The organism is Paenibacillus sp. JNUCC32 (genome assembly GCF_014863545.1).
GTDB classification, from domain to species: Bacteria; Bacillota; Bacilli; order Paenibacillales; family Paenibacillaceae; genus Paenibacillus_AQ; species Paenibacillus_AQ lautus_A.
Genome location: NZ_CP062260.1, coordinates 3,268,770 through 3,283,324, shown reverse-complemented (window position 1 = coordinate 3,283,324; position 14,555 = coordinate 3,268,770). Strand labels below are relative to the sequence as shown.

The following is a 14,555-nucleotide window of genomic DNA, read 5'->3' as shown; positions in this document are numbered from 1 at the left end:
AATGTCGAACCCGGTAGTACATGAAGCGAACGCGGATACTAAGCTTGCCCGCTCCGGTCCGAAGAAGGCTTCAACCAACATTAGCGTGTCCAAATATATGGCTTATACATTTCTCATCCTGTTGTGCGTGATATGGGCGATTCCGGTCATCTTTGGCATTACCACATCGTTCCGGTCCCAGGCGGAGGTCGTATCCAGCGGTTTCAGTCTGCTGCCCGACAACTGGATATTCGATAATTATGTCACGATCCTGCAAAATACGTCGACGGCCCCGATCCTGCGCTGGTTGATGAACTCCGTCTTTATCGCAACGATGCATACGCTGCTGGTGATCGTGGTCATTTCCATCACCGGCTACGGGTACTCCCGCATGAACTTTAAAGGAAGAGAAACCTTGTTCTTTACTTTGCTGGGGATTTCCTTCTTTCCCGGAGTCGTGAACCTGATTCCGTCCTACAAAATCATAGATGCGCTGGGGTGGGTAAACACCTCATGGGCGATGATTATTCCAGGTTTGGCAGGCATGGGAAACATTTTCTTGGTCAGACAATTCATGATGGGCGTTCCCAAGGATCTGGACGAATCGGCACGCGTGGACGGCGCGGGTGACTTTAGAATCTATTATTCTATCATTTTGCCGCTGATGAAGCCTGTGTTGATTGTATGCGGCCTGTTTTCATTCACCGGTTCCTGGAATGATTTCCTCTGGCCGGTCATCGTGTATACCGACGTGGAGAAGATGCCGGTTACGGCAGGATTGCTGCTGCTGCAGGACATCTACGGCAATTATCGCATGATCGGACAATTGATGGGTTCCGCGATCCTGGCCATCATTCCGACGCTGCTGTTGTTCCTGTTTGCCCAGAAATATTTTGTGCAGTCGATCAACTTAAACGCGGGTATCAAAGGATAGTTTTTTGAAGAGTGGAAATGAAGAGCAAGTAAACCGAAAGCTAACGAAGTCAAACTACAAGGTATAGGAGTCGTCACCATGACTGAATTATATATAAAAAATCCCCTGATCGAGCAGAGGGCAGATCCCTGGATCTATAAACATAGCGATGGTTTTTATTACTTTACCGGTTCCGTGCCGGAATATGACCGGATCGAGCTTAGACGCTCGGAAACGATCCAAGGGCTTGCGGATGCGGAAGGCATAACGATTTGGCGCAAGCATGATTCGGGTTTGATGAGCGCCAATATATGGGCGCCCGAGCTTCATCACATAGAGGGCAAATGGTACGTGTATTACGCAGCGGCCCATACGTCCGAAACGAGGGACGGGTTGTTTGATCACCGCATGTTCGTGTTGGAGAACGCTTCGGCGAACCCGCTGGAAGGGGAATGGGTGGAGAAGGGACAAGTGATCACGAAGTGGGAGTCTTTTGCACTGGACGCAACCACGTTCGAGCATAAGGGGCAACGATATTATGTATGGGCCCAGAAAGATCCGGCCATTCCGGGCAACTCGAATCTCTATATCTCCTTGATGGAAAATCCCTGGACCCTGACAGGGGAACAGGTTTGCATATCGGTTCCCGAATATGATTGGGAGAAGATCGGCTATCTGGTGAATGAAGGAGCCGCCGTCCTGAAGCGAAACGGCCGCATATTCATGACCTATTCGGCAAGCGCCACGGACCATAACTATGCGATGGGCCTGCTGACGGCCGATGAGGACAGCGATTTGCTGGATCCGGGCTCCTGGGTGAAGTCACCTTTACCCGTATTTACGACATCGGAAGCCAATGGCCAATACGGGCCGGGACACAACAGCTTCACGGTCTCCGAGGACGGCCTGCAGGACATCCTGGTTTACCATGCCCGTAGTTACAAGGAGATCGTGGGTGATCCGCTATATGATCCGAACCGCCATGCGCGCGTACAGATCATCCGGTGGAATGAAGACGGTACGCCGAATTTCGGTGTGCCGAGAGCGGATCATGCCATGATATCCGAGTCATGACCTTGAAACCGACCCAGCTTAAATGCTGGGTCGGTTTTTTTAAATTCCGAGGCGGGCGGCTGCATAATATTAAATAGGAGAAAAGAAGGAGTCTGCGATACGGATGGAGAAAAAAGGACAGGAAACCTGTTTGAATGGTTAAGGGTGTAGTAAGAATCGTTTTTATTAACGATATACTTATTTCCTGGTAGGGAGGAATTATAAATGGCAAAGATATTAGTATTGGGCGGAACCCGCTTTTTTGGCAAAAGGCTGGTTAACCGGCTGGTGGCTAACGGCGATGCCGTTACGATTTTGACGCGCGGACAACACCAGGATCCATTCGGGGGTGCCGTTTCGCGGCTTGCCGCGGATCGGAAAGATCCGGAGAGCTTAAAGCAGGCAGTGGGGAGCCAGGATTTTGATATCGTATATGATAATATATGTTATACGCCGGAAGAAGCGGGACAAGCAGCGGATTTATTTGCCGGACGTGTAGGACAATATGTGCTGACCTCCACGTTGTCGGTATATGATTTTGCGGATCATCCGGTGAGGGAAGAAGACTTTGATCCTTACAGATACCCGGTCATGATGAATGAAAGCAGGGACTACAGCTACAAGGAAGGCAAGCGCCAGGCGGAGGCGGTATTGTTCGGTCGCCATAACCTCAATGTAACCGCCGTCCGGCTGCCGATTGTGCTTGGACCGGATGATTACACGCGAAGGCTGCTTTTCCATATTGAACATGCTGCGAGCGGGGAAGCCATTGGTTTGCCGGATCCCGACGCGCAAATCTCGTTTGTGCATGCCGAAGAAGCGGCAGAATTTCTGGAGTGGGCAGGCCGAGTCCATTTGGAAGGCCCGGTTAATGCATGTTCGAGCGGCACGATTTCGGTACGGGAAATGATGGGCTTGATCCAGCAGGAAATCGGGAGGACGGCACCGCTCCAGTCATCGGCGGCACCGGATCACATGTCTCCGTTCGGCATTCCGGGTGATTGGACGATGGATCATGCCAAAGCCGCAGCCGCCGGCTTTAAATTTTGGGATTTGCACGATTGGATGCCGAAATTGATAGCCGAATTGTCCGCCGATTTGAAGGTTCGTTAATGATACGGACGTAGGAAGCATGGGGTTGAAGACGGAAAATAGGGAATTGCCCTGAAAGGAAGATCAGCATGAGCGACAAGATGGAAGCATGGAAAGAGCGTATACAGGAGGCGGAATCCAAGGGAGGTTTATCTCCGGATGCCCTGACGTTAATCCATGCGATGTATGAAGAAATCGAAGCTTTAACGAGACAGAATGTCAATCTGCGGCGAACCGCCCTAAAAGCAGCCTCCAAAGAAACAAGAATGTCGAGTAAATTGAAGGATGCCCTCATGGAATAACAAATTGGGCCAAAAGAAACAAACACCGGGGAGCGCTCCCCGGTGTTTGTTTTGTATGGGTGAATCAGCTTTTGGACGGCGTTCCTGATTTTGTTGCCGGGCGCTTCTTTTTGAATCTCGGACCGACGTAATTCCGTTTGCGGTCGCGGAACAGAATCCAGCCGCCCAGGAAACCGATGCCGATGACGAACAGGGCCAGTCCGCCAAGAAAAGAAAGCCAACCGAAAGCGGGGTTCGCCACGTTGTCGTCCCCATGCACGGCAATATATAGAAAAACCGCATCCTTCATCATCAAGAAACCCTTCATTGCCATAAAACCCGGAATAACCAAAATCAAGATGGCAATAAAGCGGGAAATTAACATTTTCATAGAAGATTCCTTCCTGCGACTGATGTATTAAACTACCGTTTATCATACCTTTTTCATAAAGGGATGTCTATTTCGATTATGGATGACGATTTTGTAATCCGAAAAAAAGAGAGTACAATGAAAGTGTATAACTGGACTTATGATGGAGGTGCCGTTTGTGGCTATAACATGTGATGTAGCAATACTTGGCGGAGGTACCGGTGGATATGTTGCAGCCATCCGTGCAGCCCAGCTCGGTAAAAATGTGGTTATCATCGAGCAGGACAAATTGGGAGGGACCTGCTTGCACCGCGGGTGCATTCCGAGCAAAGCATTGCTTCGAAGCGCCGAGCTTTATGCGGAAATGAAGGATAGCGAGCGCTATGGAATCGAGACGGACGGAGTCCGTCTATCGTTTAACAAAGTGCAGAAACGGAAGGACGGCATTGTGGAGAAGCTGCACCAGGGCGTCCAATATTTGATGCGTAAAAATAAAATCACCGTCGTGCAGGGCAAAGGGAGAGTTATCGGCCCGTCCATTTTCTCTCCGCGCAGCGGGGCCGTAGCGGTTGAGCTTCCGGATGGCGAGATGGAAACCGTGGTTCCCACCCACCTGATCATTGCGACCGGATCGCGTCCGCGTCACTTACCGGGATTAGAGCCTGACGGCATACATATATTGACTAGCGACCATGCGCTTCAGCTGGATGAGCTTCCCTCATCCATGATTATCGTGGGGGGCGGCGTAATCGGCGTGGAATGGGCCTCGATGCTGAATGATTTCGGAGTTCAGGTCACGATTGTGGAAGCTTCATCCCATTTGCTGCCTACGGAGGATGAGGAGATCGGACGCGAGCTGTCGAAGATGCTCAGCGCCAGGGGCGTAGAGGTTATCACGAACATAAAGCTATTAACCGACAGCTGTGAGATCCGGAATCAAAGCGTGTCCATCGCGATCGAGCATAAGGATGACACAAGAACGTTGTCAGCGGACAAGCTGCTGCTCTCTGTCGGAAGAGTGGGCAATACCGAGAATATCGGACTTGAGAATACCGATGTTCGCGTGGAGAACGGCATCATTGCCGTGAACGGGAATATGCAGACAACGGAGCCCCATATTTACGCGATCGGCGATTGCATCGGGGGTCTTCAGCTTGCGCATGCGGCCAGCCATGAAGGGATTGCTGCCGTTAACCATCTGGCAGGCGAGAAGACGGAGGCCTACCGCAGCGAATGGATCCCGCGCTGTATTTACACCCGTCATGAGGTAGCCAGCGTCGGGCTGACGGAGAAGCAGGCGAAAGAACGCGGACATGAGATCAAGATCGGCAGATTCCCGTTTTCGGCGATCGGCAAATCTTTGATCCACGGAACAAAGGAAGGGTTCGTAAAAGTCATTGCCGATCAGAAGACGCAGGATATTCTGGGCGTGCATATGATGGGTCCGCATGTAACCGAGCTCATTGGCGAAGCGGCTCTTGCACAAGTGCTGGATGCGACCCCATGGGAAGTAGGCACGGCGGTCCACGCCCATCCGTCATTATCCGAAATCATCGGCGAAGCGATGCTTGCCGTGGATGGACGAGCGATCGGTTTGTAGGAATGAGGATATTCTTTTGTGGAATCCCTCATTTCTTTTTGCCGAGAAAGGGATTATAATATCATTAAGCCAAGTCTTAGTACCAGGTTTTAATACTTGATCTAATATGCCTCAAACTCAGGTTGCGAGGCGGATCAAGCCTGAAGTCATGGCTCACATAAAGGAGGGATCTCCATGAAAGAACATGAAACGGTTACGGCAAACAACAATAGGCATGAGCAACTTGGACTGACCGACGGACAAGTGCTGGACATGTACAAATATATGGTGCTGGCGCGAAAATTCGATGAGCGCAATCTGCTGCTGCAGCGTGCGGGCAAAATTAATTTTCACGTTTCCGGAATCGGGCAGGAGGCATGTCAGGTTGCTGCTGCCTTTGCCCTCGACAGGGAGAAGGATTATTTTCTACCTTACTACCGCGACTACGGATTCGTATTGGCGGTTGGCATGACGCCTCGGGAATTAATGCTGTCGGCTTTTGCCAAGGCCGAGGATCCGAACAGCGGCGGACGGCAGATGCCGGGCCACTTCGGCAGTAAACGCCTGCGGATCGTGACCGGCTCCAGCCCTGTAACGACCCAGGTTCCGCATGCCGTGGGCATCGCGCTTGCCGCGAAGATGCAGAAGAAGGATTTTGTATCGTTTGTTACGTTTGGCGAAGGCTCGAGCAATCAGGGCGATTTCCATGAAGGCTGCAACTTTGCCGGCGTTCACAAGCTCCCCGTCATTATAATGTGCGAGAATAACCAATACGCCATTTCGGTTCCGCTTCATAAACAGATTAGCGGAAAGGTCAGCGACCGCGCGCTCGGGTACGGTTTTCCGGGTGTTCGAGTGGACGGCAACGACGCTCTGGAAGTTTACGCTGCCGTGAAGGAAGCGCGGGAACGCGCGATCCGAGGGGAAGGACCAACGTTAATCGAATCCATGATGTACCGTTTGTCTCCGCATTCCACATCGGATAATGATTTGGCATACCGGACCAAAGAAGAGGTTGAAGAGAACTGGAAGAAGGACGGCGTCGCCCGTTTCAAGAACTATTTGATCGACTGCGGGCTCTGGGACGAAGCACGCGATCAGGATCTGATCGCGCAGTTAAACCTGGAGATCAAAGAAGCGACGGAATCTGCAGACTTGGCTCCGTTTCCGAAGCCTGAAGATACGCTTCTTCACGTATATGCCGATGCTGAAGGAGGAGCGTAAGAGATGGCGGTAATGGAATATATCGATGCAATACGCCTGGCCATGAAGGAAGAGATGGAGCGTGACGAGTCCGTATTCGTGTTAGGCGAGGACGTCGGCGTCAAAGGCGGCGTGTTTACTACCACCAAGGGCTTGATGGATCAATTCGGCGAAATGAGGGTGCTCGATACCCCGCTCGCGGAATCCGCGATTGCCGGCGTGGCTATTGGTGCAGCCATGTACGGCATGAAGCCGATTGCCGAGATGCAATATTCGGACTTCATGTTCCCGGCAACCAACCAGATTATTAGCGAAGCGGCGAAAATCCGCTATCGTTCCAATAACGATTGGAGCTGCCCCGTCGTGATCCGCGCGCCGATCGGCGGCGGAATATTCGGGGGCTTGTATCATTCCCAGTGCCCGGAATCGGTGTTCTTCGGAACGCCGGGATTGAAAATCGTTGCGCCTTACTCGGCCTATGATGCAAAAGGGCTGCTGAAAGCGGCGATCCGCGACCCGGATCCAGTTCTGTTCTTCGAGAACAAGAAATGCTATAAGCTGATTACCGGCGATGTGCCGGACGACGATTACGTTGTCCCGATCGGCAAAGCGAACCTGCTGCGCGAAGGCTCGGACATTACGGTGATCAGCTACAGCCTGCCGCTGCATTTCGCCATGCAGGCAGCCGAAGAGCTTGAGAAGGAAGAAGGCATCAGCGCGCATGTGCTGGACCTGCGTACCATACAGCCGCTGGACCGGGACGCGATCATCGCCGCAGCCCGGGCTACGGGGAAAGTGCTGATCGTTCACGAGGATAACAAGACCGGCGGCGTTGGCGGGGAAGTATCCGCTATCATTGCAGAGCACTGCTTGTACGATTTGGATGCTCCGATCATGCGCCTGTGCGGTCCGGACGTGCCGGCTATGCCAATCAGTCCGCCGATGGAGAAATTCTTTATGCTTAACAAGGACAAAGTCAAAGAATCCATGCGTCAATTGGCGCTTTATTAAGAACAGGGAGTTGTGAGCATGTCCGAAAATCAGAAATTGACCGATGTTACGATGCCTCAGCTGGCAGAATCCCTTGTATCTGCGACCATTGCCAAGTGGCTGAAGAAGCCCGGGGATTCCATTGAGCAATATGAACCGATTTGTGAAGTGATTACCGATAAAGTCAATGCCGAGATTCCATCCACGCTGGACGGCGTCATGGGCGATATTCTTGCCCAGGAAGGCCAAACCGTCAATGTTGGCGATATTATTTGCCGGATCGCGGTCGCTTCGGGAGAAGGGACCGCGCCTTCGCCCCAACCGGCAGCAGCAGCTTCGGCGAATCCGCAGCAGGGTGCAGGCAGCGAGGAAGGCTCGATGCGTTTCCGATACTCGCCTGCCGTGCAGACTCTGGCCGCGGAACATCAGATCGATCTTTCGAAGGTGCAGGGATCTGGCATGGGCGGAAGAATAACCCGTAAGGACGTATTGGCTTATATCGAAAAAGGGGGAGCAGCCCAAGGCCAAGGCGCTCCTGCCGGATCGGCGTCTTTCCCTAGCGCGCAAGCGCAAAGAGAAGCAGTGCAGCCGAGCGGGTCTTCGCCGTTTCAAGGGCTGCAGCATCAGACGCCTGCAGAACCGTCGCCTCCTCTGGGCACAGCCATTCCGGATGTGCGCCATTCGGGGCTGCATTTGACGGAATCGCCGAAAATTCCGACCATTGAAGTGGAGGGCATGGAAGGCGGAAGATCGGAATACTTCATTGATGTAACGCCGATGCGGAATGCCATTGCCCGAAACATGCGACAAAGCGTTACGGAAATACCGCATGCCTGGACGATGATCGAAGTCGACGTGACCAACATCGTGCTGCTGCGCAATCAATTGAAGGATGAGTTCAAACGCAAGGAAGGGGTTAATTTAACATACCTGGCCTTTTTGCTGAAAGCCGTAGTGAACGCCATTAAAGATTATCCGATCATGAATTCGTTCTGGGCCGTGGATAAAATCGTGGTGAAGCGCGATATCAATCTGTCCTTGGCCGTCGGAACGGAGGATTCCGTGCTGACGCCGGTCATCCACCGTGCCGATCAGAAGAATATCGCGGGTCTTGCGAGAGAGATCGAGGATCTAGCGCGCAAGACACGTGAAGGCAAGCTGAAGCTGGACGATATGCAGGGCGGTACCTTTACGGTTAACAATACGGGGTCCTTCGGCTCGATTCTGTCCTATCCGATCATCAATTATCCGCAGGCTGCGATTCTGACATTTGAATCCATCGTGAAAAAGCCGGTGGTCATCAATGACATGATCGCGGTTCGTTCCATGGCAAACCTGTGTTTGTCCCTGGATCATCGGATTTTGGACGGGGTGATCTGCGGGCGATTCCTCCAGCGCGTCAAAGACAATCTGGAAGGCTACACCCTGGATACGAAGCTCTATTAATCAACGTCTGCTAGCATGATCTGCGGACTGATTCCTCGGAAGAGGTTCGCAGACGTTATTCATATCAAGTCAATCGAAGGGGATTCATCGGTTGGCGGGAACTCTATGAAAGAAGGCGTTAGCACATGAACAAACCGTTAGAAGTATCGTATACGCCGATTGTGGATTACGGCATGGCTTGGGAGCTTCAAAAAAATCATGTTTCCGCCATCGATCAGGGAGAGCGTCACGAGAGTCTGATGCTCCTCCAACATCCTCCGACCTATACGATGGGGTCACAGCGGCATCCGGAGCACCTGCTGCTTAGCAAAGAGGAGTTGGAGAAACAGGGCATCGGCCTGTTTGAAATCGATCGCGGCGGAGATATTACATATCATGGTCCCGGACAGCTTGTCGGGTATCCGCTGTTGCTGCTGGATGGCGGCAAGAATTTGAACCTCCACGGGTTTCTGCGCGACGTGGAGCAGGTCATCATCGATTACTTGGCATCATACGACATCGAAGCAGGCCGAAAACCCGAGTACACCGGTGTATGGGTAGGGGATTCGAAGATCTGCGCCATCGGCGTGAAATTCAACAAATGCCGCCGGCATCGCGGGTTTGTGACAAGCCATGGCTTTGCGTTTAACATTAAATCCGGGATCGCGGATGCGGGATTCTCGGGCATTATTCCATGCGGCATACAGGAATTCGGCGTAACTTCTCTGGAGGATTGCACGGGGCGGAAGTTCGAGGTAGAGGAAGTAGCCCGGGAGATCGTGCCTTACTTCACCCGGGTATTTCCGTATGAGGCTCACTGGCTGTAATAACTTCGCTGCCTAGCGTAGCGTATTGGCGTTAGCGAAGGAACAAAGGCTCCAGGATAACCAGAAGCGTTGATCCGACCATGGCAATCAGCATGAGATAGATCACAATTCGAAACCACTTTTTACGTTGCATTGTGTAACTCCTTTAGAATAAGTTTAATGATGAACATACATGCAGCAGCATCATTTAGTTTAGATATGGATATACAGACATTGTATCGTATCTGCGAAAGAGAGGGAAGTCCAGTGATCTCAGAAGAGCGTATCATTCAAGAGTTTATGGAACTGGTTCAAGTGGATAGCGAAACCAAACATGAAGAAGAGATCTCGAAAGTTCTCCAGCATAAATTTTCAGGTCTCGGCTTCGAAATCATAGAAGACGATGCCAAGGAAAAGACGGGGCACGGAGCAGGCAATCTGATTATTACCTGGAAAGCGGACGAGGCGGCCCAGCATGCGCCTAAGCTGCTTTTTACCTGCCATATGGATACCGTAACACCCGGGAAAGGCATCAAACCGACTCTAGGCGATGACGGTTGGATCCGAAGCGACGGAACGACCATCCTCGGGGCGGACGACAAAGCCGGCATCGCCGCTTTGCTGGAAGGCATTCGGGTCATTCAGGAAAATAACATTCCGCACGGGCAAGTCCAGTTTGTCATTACGGTAGGCGAAGAATCAGGGCTGGTCGGAGCGCGGGCGTTGAATCCCGATGTTTTGGATGCGGATATCGGCTTTGCGCTGGATTCCAACGGGGAGTTAGGTTCGATCGCGGTTGCCGCCCCGACCCAGGCGAAGATCAAAATGATCATTAAAGGCAAGTCTGCCCATGCCGGCGTAAATCCGGAGGACGGCATCAGTGCCATTCAAGTCGCGTCCAAAGCCATTGCCAAAATGAAGCTCGGACGCATCGATAAGGAGACCACGGCTAACATCGGCAAATTCCAGGGCGGAGGCGCTACGAATATCGTGTGCGACTTTGTTCAGATCGATGCCGAAGCACGCAGCATCGTTCAGGAAAAGGTCGATAAGCAAGTGAACGATATGCGTGAAGCGCTCGAAACCACGGTTCGTGAATACAATGCCAATTGCGAGTTCATTAGCGAGATCGTTTATCCGGCCTTCAGTTTCAATGAGCATGACGAGGTCGTCCAGCTTGCGCAGCGAGCCATCGGCGGATTGGGTTTGCCGACCCGTACGTTCCGGTCCGGCGGCGGCAGTGACGCCAATATTTTTAACGGCCTCGGCATTCCAACCGTCAATCTGGCGATTGGATATCAAGACATTCATACCACGCAGGAGCGCATTCAAGCTTCTGATTTGGTAAAGGCGGCGCAGATCGTGGTTGGAATTATCCAGGAAACGGCCAAAGCGTAGTCGATGATGAGGATCAAATAAAGCCCGTTGCGGATGCTCGATGTCCGCTGCGGGCTTTTTGATTCAGCTAATTCAGGAATGACATCGTCGGGGAGGTCTCCACCCTTTTTTGGGCAGGCGTCCAGGTGGTGTGCCAGTTCGTGCTCTCGACAACATGCAATGCGGCATTAATGTTGTCGAGGTATAACTCGATTTCCTTCCTTGCCGATGCAGAGGAATAGCTCTCCTCAAGACGGGCGGAAAGGGAGATCAACGCGGACTGCAAATAACAAGCGGCTTCGCCGAAGCGAGCCTCCGTATGCCCGGGAGAAGCGAGTCTGAGCTGCTCAAGCATGGATGCGGCCTCGTCATAATTACCCAGATCATACAAATGCTCAGCAGCTATGAAACATACCTTGAAGCTGTAGCTGTCTTGATCCTGGAGAGGCAGCGCTTCCAATTGATGCAACTTTGAAATTGCCTGTCCCTTGTAGCCTTCCTCATAAAGAAAACAGATAAGAGCATAATAAGCACGTTCGCCGCTATCGGCAAGCAGATGTTCGGCGATGGAGATCATGCTGAGCGATATGGCGGTGCGAGCTAATTCCAAAGCCTCCGACATGGCGATGAATCGGTCAGGCAGTGAATGTTGGACGCTCCACTCGCAGAGCTGCCGGATTCGGCTTAGCTGAGCCATCTCGGATCCTTGCGGACGCGGCAGTTCCCGCGGCTGACGGGTGGAATCCCGAAGGTAACTGTCTATGAACTGCATGGCTTCAGAGGTTTGACCTGTCATGATGAGGCAAGTCACGTACATGATACAGGTATCGGAATATAAACTTCCCTGCTCAGCAAAGCAGCGGGAGGCAAACGGGTAAGCCCCGATATAATATAAAGACCTGCCAACCATGATATTGGATGCCGGAAAGCTGCTTGTTTCGTCCAAAAGCCGTTCGCATATGGTTTGATCCGGGATTCCTTGCAGAAGCAGGAGTGCGGCCCATTGATTCAGCGCCTCTTGGGCGTGGGCACCGGAATGAAGCACGACGGTTCTGAAAGCCTCCTCGGCCTTGCCGTAGGAACGCATTCGCATGCTTAATAGCCCGTACTCAAGCCAGCTTAAATCGACTTCCTTCCATCCCGAGCTCGTCGTATCGGTTGTTGCGGATTGTGCAGCATCCTTGAAGCTTTTCAGAGCCTTTTCAAGATACCCGCGTTTTTTGTACCATTTTCCGCGCTCATATTCAGTTGAAGGTGGATTTGTAATCGGATCGGTTTCAATAATAGGTAGTTGTCGCATGTCGAAGCCTCCCAATGATATATAACACCCTAATAGGCGAAAAGGTCATGGTCCGTATTCGAAAAAAATAGAAAAAAGTCGAAAAACAGGTCTAAGGCACTAATTTTTCGATCTATTTTCATAAATATTTTTAGAAGACTTAGAAATAATATCCATAATCATCGTTTCCGATCCCCATTGCTGCTGCCATTGCTTCAGCATAATCCGGATCTGCCAGGCCTGTCCTACCAAATGTATCGAATGGTCACCTTTGTAGCTTTTCATGGGCGGCTTCCTTCTTTCTTGGAAATTTTGATATAATACACCTTATGCACTAGCATGGTCCGCCATGCCGTTTTTAAACAAAGGAGGTCATTTTGTGAGCGATATCGGCAGTAAGACCCGTGAAGCATCGGATAAATTGCTGGAAGAAACCACCTTGTCCACCCAATCTATTTTTGAAGGGAAAATCATATCGCTGCAGGTCGATACGGTGACACTGCCCGATGGGCAGACGGCAACCCGTGAGGTTGTCAGGCATCCCGGCGCCGTAGCGGTGCTTGCGTTAAAAGACGATAAAATGCTGGCCGTCAATCAATTTCGTCAGCCTCTTGGGCGCTGTGAGGTTGAAATCCCAGCCGGCAAGCTGGAGCGGGGGGAAGATCCGCTTGAAGCGGCCAAGCGTGAATTGCAGGAGGAAACCGGTTATACGTGCGGCTCGATCCGAAAACTGCATTCCTTCTATACATCTCCGGGGTTTGCCGATGAGATCATTCACTTGTACCTGGCGGAGGATCTGGTCGGAGGCGACATGAACCCCGATGAGGACGAGTTCATAGAGATGATGGAAATCTCGCTGGAAGAGGCGTATTCTCTCATCCAAGAGGAGAGAATCAGCGATGCCAAGACCATTCTCGCCGTCTATGCTTGGAATATGTACAGCTTGACGGGCAAGATCTGATATGCAGCATCCTGATGAGAACGTCTCAGCCGGGAAGCTTCAGTCCTATTACTGCGACATGCATATTCATATCGGTCGCACAAGCAGCGGACAAGCTGTGAAAATAAGCGCAAGCAACAACCTGACCTTTGAAAATATAGCCGTCGAAGCTTCGGAGCGGAAAGGCATTCAGATGATCGGCATCATCGATTGCCATTCTCCTTCGGTGCAGGAAGACATTCTGCAGTGTTTGGACAGCGGCGTCATGCAGGAGATCGACGGGGGCGGAATTGCGTATCGGGATACGGTAATCCTGCTTGGCAGCGAGATTGAAATACGTGAAAGCGGCCGAGGCGCGGCCCATGTGCTGGCTTATTTTCCCGACCTGGGCACGATGCGGGAGTTCACCGGCTGGATGGCGGGATATATGAAAAACGTCCAGCTGAGTTCCCAGCGCATCTATGCCAGTCCGCTGGAGCTGCAGCAAGAGATTACGGCACGCGGCGGGCTGCTGATACCCGCTCATGTCTTTACGCCTCATAAGGGGCTTTACGGCAGCATGGCTGACCGTATGAGCGAGGTGTTCGATCTGAACGGGATCGCGGGCATCGAACTTGGGCTCAGCGCCGATTCCTCGATGGCAGGACGGATTAGCGAGCTGGATGCCTATTCCTTTTTGACTAATTCGGATGCGCATTCCCTCGGGAAGATCGGAAGGGAATACAACCGGATCGACATGGCCAAGCCTTCATTCGCAGAATTTCGGCAGGCGCTTCAGACTAGCAACGGGAGGAGAATCAGTGCGAACTATGGGCTGAATCCCAGACTGGGAAAATACCATCGTACCTACTGCGTGGGATGCGACAGCATTCTGGATGAAGGGAGCGACATTCATGATTTGGTGCGATGCCCTTACTGCGGCAGTACCAAGCTGGTTCAAGGGGTGTTCGACCGAATTTTGAACATCGCTGACCGTACGGAGCCCGTGGTGCCGGAGAGCCGACCTTCGTATCACTACCAGGTTCCGCTAGAGTTCATCCCGGGTCTAGGGAAGTCCTCCATGTCGAAGCTGCTTGACGCCTTCGGCACCGAAATGAATATCCTTCATCAAGCTACGGAAGCGGAGCTGGCGGCCGTTGCCGGCGAGGGACTCGCGGCAAGCATCGTGATGGCCCGGAATGGGACGCTGCCCTTATCGGCTGGCGGCGGAGGCTCTTACGGGAAGGTGCTCCGGTAAATCGGGTCAACTCTTTCAACCAAGCAGGTCA

Annotated in this window: 16 protein-coding genes; 12 read left to right on the top strand and 4 right to left on the bottom strand. The window is 52.1% G+C overall.

The features are described 5' to 3' along the window. Position 1: 1 nt before the first annotated feature. The 4 genes from JNUCC32_RS14765 to JNUCC32_RS14750 all read left to right on the top strand — a co-directional run bounded on the left by JNUCC32_RS14765 (position 2) and on the right by JNUCC32_RS14750 (position 3,339). Positions 2-913 (top strand): carbohydrate ABC transporter permease, encoded by a 912-nt coding sequence (locus JNUCC32_RS14765; RefSeq protein WP_192572494.1) that lies wholly within the window; start codon positions 2-4, stop codon positions 911-913. Positions 914-991: 78 nt separating this feature from the next. Next, positions 992-1,966: a glycoside hydrolase family 43 protein gene (locus JNUCC32_RS14760; RefSeq protein ID WP_192572493.1), complete on the top strand. Its 975-nt coding sequence runs from the start codon at positions 992-994 to the stop codon at positions 1,964-1,966. A 204-nt stretch (positions 1,967-2,170) separates the two neighbouring features. Beyond that, positions 2,171-3,058, top strand: coding sequence for an NAD-dependent epimerase/dehydratase family protein (locus JNUCC32_RS14755; RefSeq protein ID WP_096773241.1), 888 nt, complete (start codon positions 2,171-2,173; stop codon positions 3,056-3,058). Between the two features lie 68 nt (positions 3,059-3,126). Continuing rightward, on the top strand, positions 3,127-3,339 hold the full coding sequence (locus JNUCC32_RS14750; RefSeq protein WP_192572492.1) for a hypothetical protein: 213 nt from the start codon (positions 3,127-3,129) through the stop codon (positions 3,337-3,339). A 64-nt stretch (positions 3,340-3,403) separates the two neighbouring features. Here JNUCC32_RS14750 and JNUCC32_RS14745 read toward each other — a convergent pair whose 3' ends face one another. Continuing rightward, positions 3,404-3,709 (bottom strand): DUF2627 domain-containing protein, encoded by a 306-nt coding sequence (locus tag JNUCC32_RS14745; RefSeq protein WP_009595214.1) that lies wholly within the window; start codon positions 3,707-3,709, stop codon positions 3,404-3,406. A 157-nt stretch (positions 3,710-3,866) separates the two neighbouring features. On the opposite strand from JNUCC32_RS14745, the gene lpdA reads away from it, so the two are divergent. The 5 genes from lpdA to lipB all read left to right on the top strand — a co-directional run bounded on the left by lpdA (position 3,867) and on the right by lipB (position 9,712). Beyond that, positions 3,867-5,288, top strand: coding sequence for a dihydrolipoyl dehydrogenase (gene lpdA, locus JNUCC32_RS14740; RefSeq protein WP_192572491.1), 1,422 nt, complete (start codon positions 3,867-3,869; stop codon positions 5,286-5,288). 174 nt (positions 5,289-5,462) lie between these two features. Next, on the top strand, positions 5,463-6,491 hold the full coding sequence (locus JNUCC32_RS14735) for a thiamine pyrophosphate-dependent dehydrogenase E1 component subunit alpha (protein WP_015734473.1): 1,029 nt from the start codon (positions 5,463-5,465) through the stop codon (positions 6,489-6,491). Positions 6,492-6,494: 3 nt separating this feature from the next. Beyond that, positions 6,495-7,481, top strand: coding sequence for an alpha-ketoacid dehydrogenase subunit beta (locus tag JNUCC32_RS14730; RefSeq protein ID WP_015734474.1), 987 nt, complete (start codon positions 6,495-6,497; stop codon positions 7,479-7,481). A gap of 18 nt (positions 7,482-7,499) precedes the next feature. Beyond that, a complete protein-coding gene (locus tag JNUCC32_RS14725; RefSeq protein WP_096773245.1) occupies positions 7,500-8,906 on the top strand; it encodes a dihydrolipoamide acetyltransferase family protein in 1,407 nt (468 codons plus the stop codon). A gap of 125 nt (positions 8,907-9,031) precedes the next feature. Then, positions 9,032-9,712: a lipoyl(octanoyl) transferase LipB gene (lipB, locus tag JNUCC32_RS14720; RefSeq protein ID WP_096773246.1), complete on the top strand. Its 681-nt coding sequence runs from the start codon at positions 9,032-9,034 to the stop codon at positions 9,710-9,712. 31 nt (positions 9,713-9,743) lie between these two features. Here lipB and prli42 read toward each other — a convergent pair whose 3' ends face one another. After that, positions 9,744-9,845: a stressosome-associated protein Prli42 gene (prli42, locus tag JNUCC32_RS14715; RefSeq protein ID WP_015734477.1), complete on the bottom strand. Its 102-nt coding sequence runs from the start codon at positions 9,843-9,845 to the stop codon at positions 9,744-9,746. A 113-nt stretch (positions 9,846-9,958) separates the two neighbouring features. On the opposite strand from prli42, the gene JNUCC32_RS14710 reads away from it, so the two are divergent. Continuing rightward, positions 9,959-11,089 carry a tripeptidase T gene (locus tag JNUCC32_RS14710; protein ID WP_090910956.1) on the top strand — a complete coding sequence of 377 codons (1,131 nt, stop codon included), beginning with the start codon at positions 9,959-9,961 and terminating at the stop codon, positions 11,087-11,089. A gap of 67 nt (positions 11,090-11,156) precedes the next feature. On the opposite strand, the gene JNUCC32_RS14705 is transcribed toward JNUCC32_RS14710, so the two are convergent. Then, a complete protein-coding gene (locus JNUCC32_RS14705) occupies positions 11,157-12,368 on the bottom strand; it encodes a tetratricopeptide repeat protein (protein ID WP_192572490.1) in 1,212 nt (403 codons plus the stop codon). Between the two features lie 99 nt (positions 12,369-12,467). Beyond that, entirely contained in the window at positions 12,468-12,632 is a 165-nt protein-coding gene (gene mciZ, locus JNUCC32_RS14700; RefSeq protein ID WP_096773248.1) for a Z-ring formation inhibitor MciZ, read from the bottom strand. A 94-nt stretch (positions 12,633-12,726) separates the two neighbouring features. Between mciZ and JNUCC32_RS14695 the strand changes: the two genes are divergently transcribed. Both JNUCC32_RS14695 and JNUCC32_RS14690 read left to right on the top strand, forming a co-directional pair. Beyond that, a complete protein-coding gene (locus tag JNUCC32_RS14695) occupies positions 12,727-13,308 on the top strand; it encodes an NUDIX domain-containing protein (RefSeq protein ID WP_009595101.1) in 582 nt (193 codons plus the stop codon). A 1-nt stretch (position 13,309) separates the two neighbouring features. After that, entirely contained in the window at positions 13,310-14,524 is a 1,215-nt protein-coding gene (locus JNUCC32_RS14690) for an endonuclease Q family protein (protein WP_192572489.1), read from the top strand. Positions 14,525-14,555 lie beyond the last annotated feature (31 nt).

What these genes read in the sequence shown, in the direction of transcription:
- lipB (WP_096773246.1), top strand. Translation starts at nt 9,032, where the DNA reads ATGAACAAACCGTTAGAAGTATCGTATACGCCGATTGTGGATTACGGC.
- JNUCC32_RS14760 (WP_192572493.1), top strand. Translation starts at nt 992, where the DNA reads ATGACTGAATTATATATAAAAAATCCCCTGATCGAGCAGAGGGCAGAT.
- JNUCC32_RS14755 (WP_096773241.1), top strand. Translation starts at nt 2,171, where the DNA reads ATGGCAAAGATATTAGTATTGGGCGGAACCCGCTTTTTTGGCAAAAGG.
- JNUCC32_RS14725 (WP_096773245.1), top strand. Translation starts at nt 7,500, where the DNA reads ATGTCCGAAAATCAGAAATTGACCGATGTTACGATGCCTCAGCTGGCA.
- JNUCC32_RS14750 (WP_192572492.1), top strand. Translation starts at nt 3,127, where the DNA reads ATGAGCGACAAGATGGAAGCATGGAAAGAGCGTATACAGGAGGCGGAA.
- JNUCC32_RS14730 (WP_015734474.1), top strand. Translation starts at nt 6,495, where the DNA reads ATGGCGGTAATGGAATATATCGATGCAATACGCCTGGCCATGAAGGAA.
- JNUCC32_RS14690 (WP_192572489.1), top strand. Translation starts at nt 13,310, where the DNA reads ATGCAGCATCCTGATGAGAACGTCTCAGCCGGGAAGCTTCAGTCCTAT.
- JNUCC32_RS14735 (WP_015734473.1), top strand. Translation starts at nt 5,463, where the DNA reads ATGAAAGAACATGAAACGGTTACGGCAAACAACAATAGGCATGAGCAA.
- JNUCC32_RS14765 (WP_192572494.1), top strand. Translation starts at nt 2, where the DNA reads ATGTCGAACCCGGTAGTACATGAAGCGAACGCGGATACTAAGCTTGCC.
- mciZ (WP_096773248.1), bottom strand. Translation starts at nt 12,632, where the DNA reads ATGAAAAGCTACAAAGGTGACCATTCGATACATTTGGTAGGACAGGCC.
- JNUCC32_RS14745 (WP_009595214.1), bottom strand. Translation starts at nt 3,709, where the DNA reads ATGAAAATGTTAATTTCCCGCTTTATTGCCATCTTGATTTTGGTTATT.
- prli42 (WP_015734477.1), bottom strand. Translation starts at nt 9,845, where the DNA reads ATGCAACGTAAAAAGTGGTTTCGAATTGTGATCTATCTCATGCTGATT.
- JNUCC32_RS14705 (WP_192572490.1), bottom strand. Translation starts at nt 12,368, where the DNA reads ATGCGACAACTACCTATTATTGAAACCGATCCGATTACAAATCCACCT.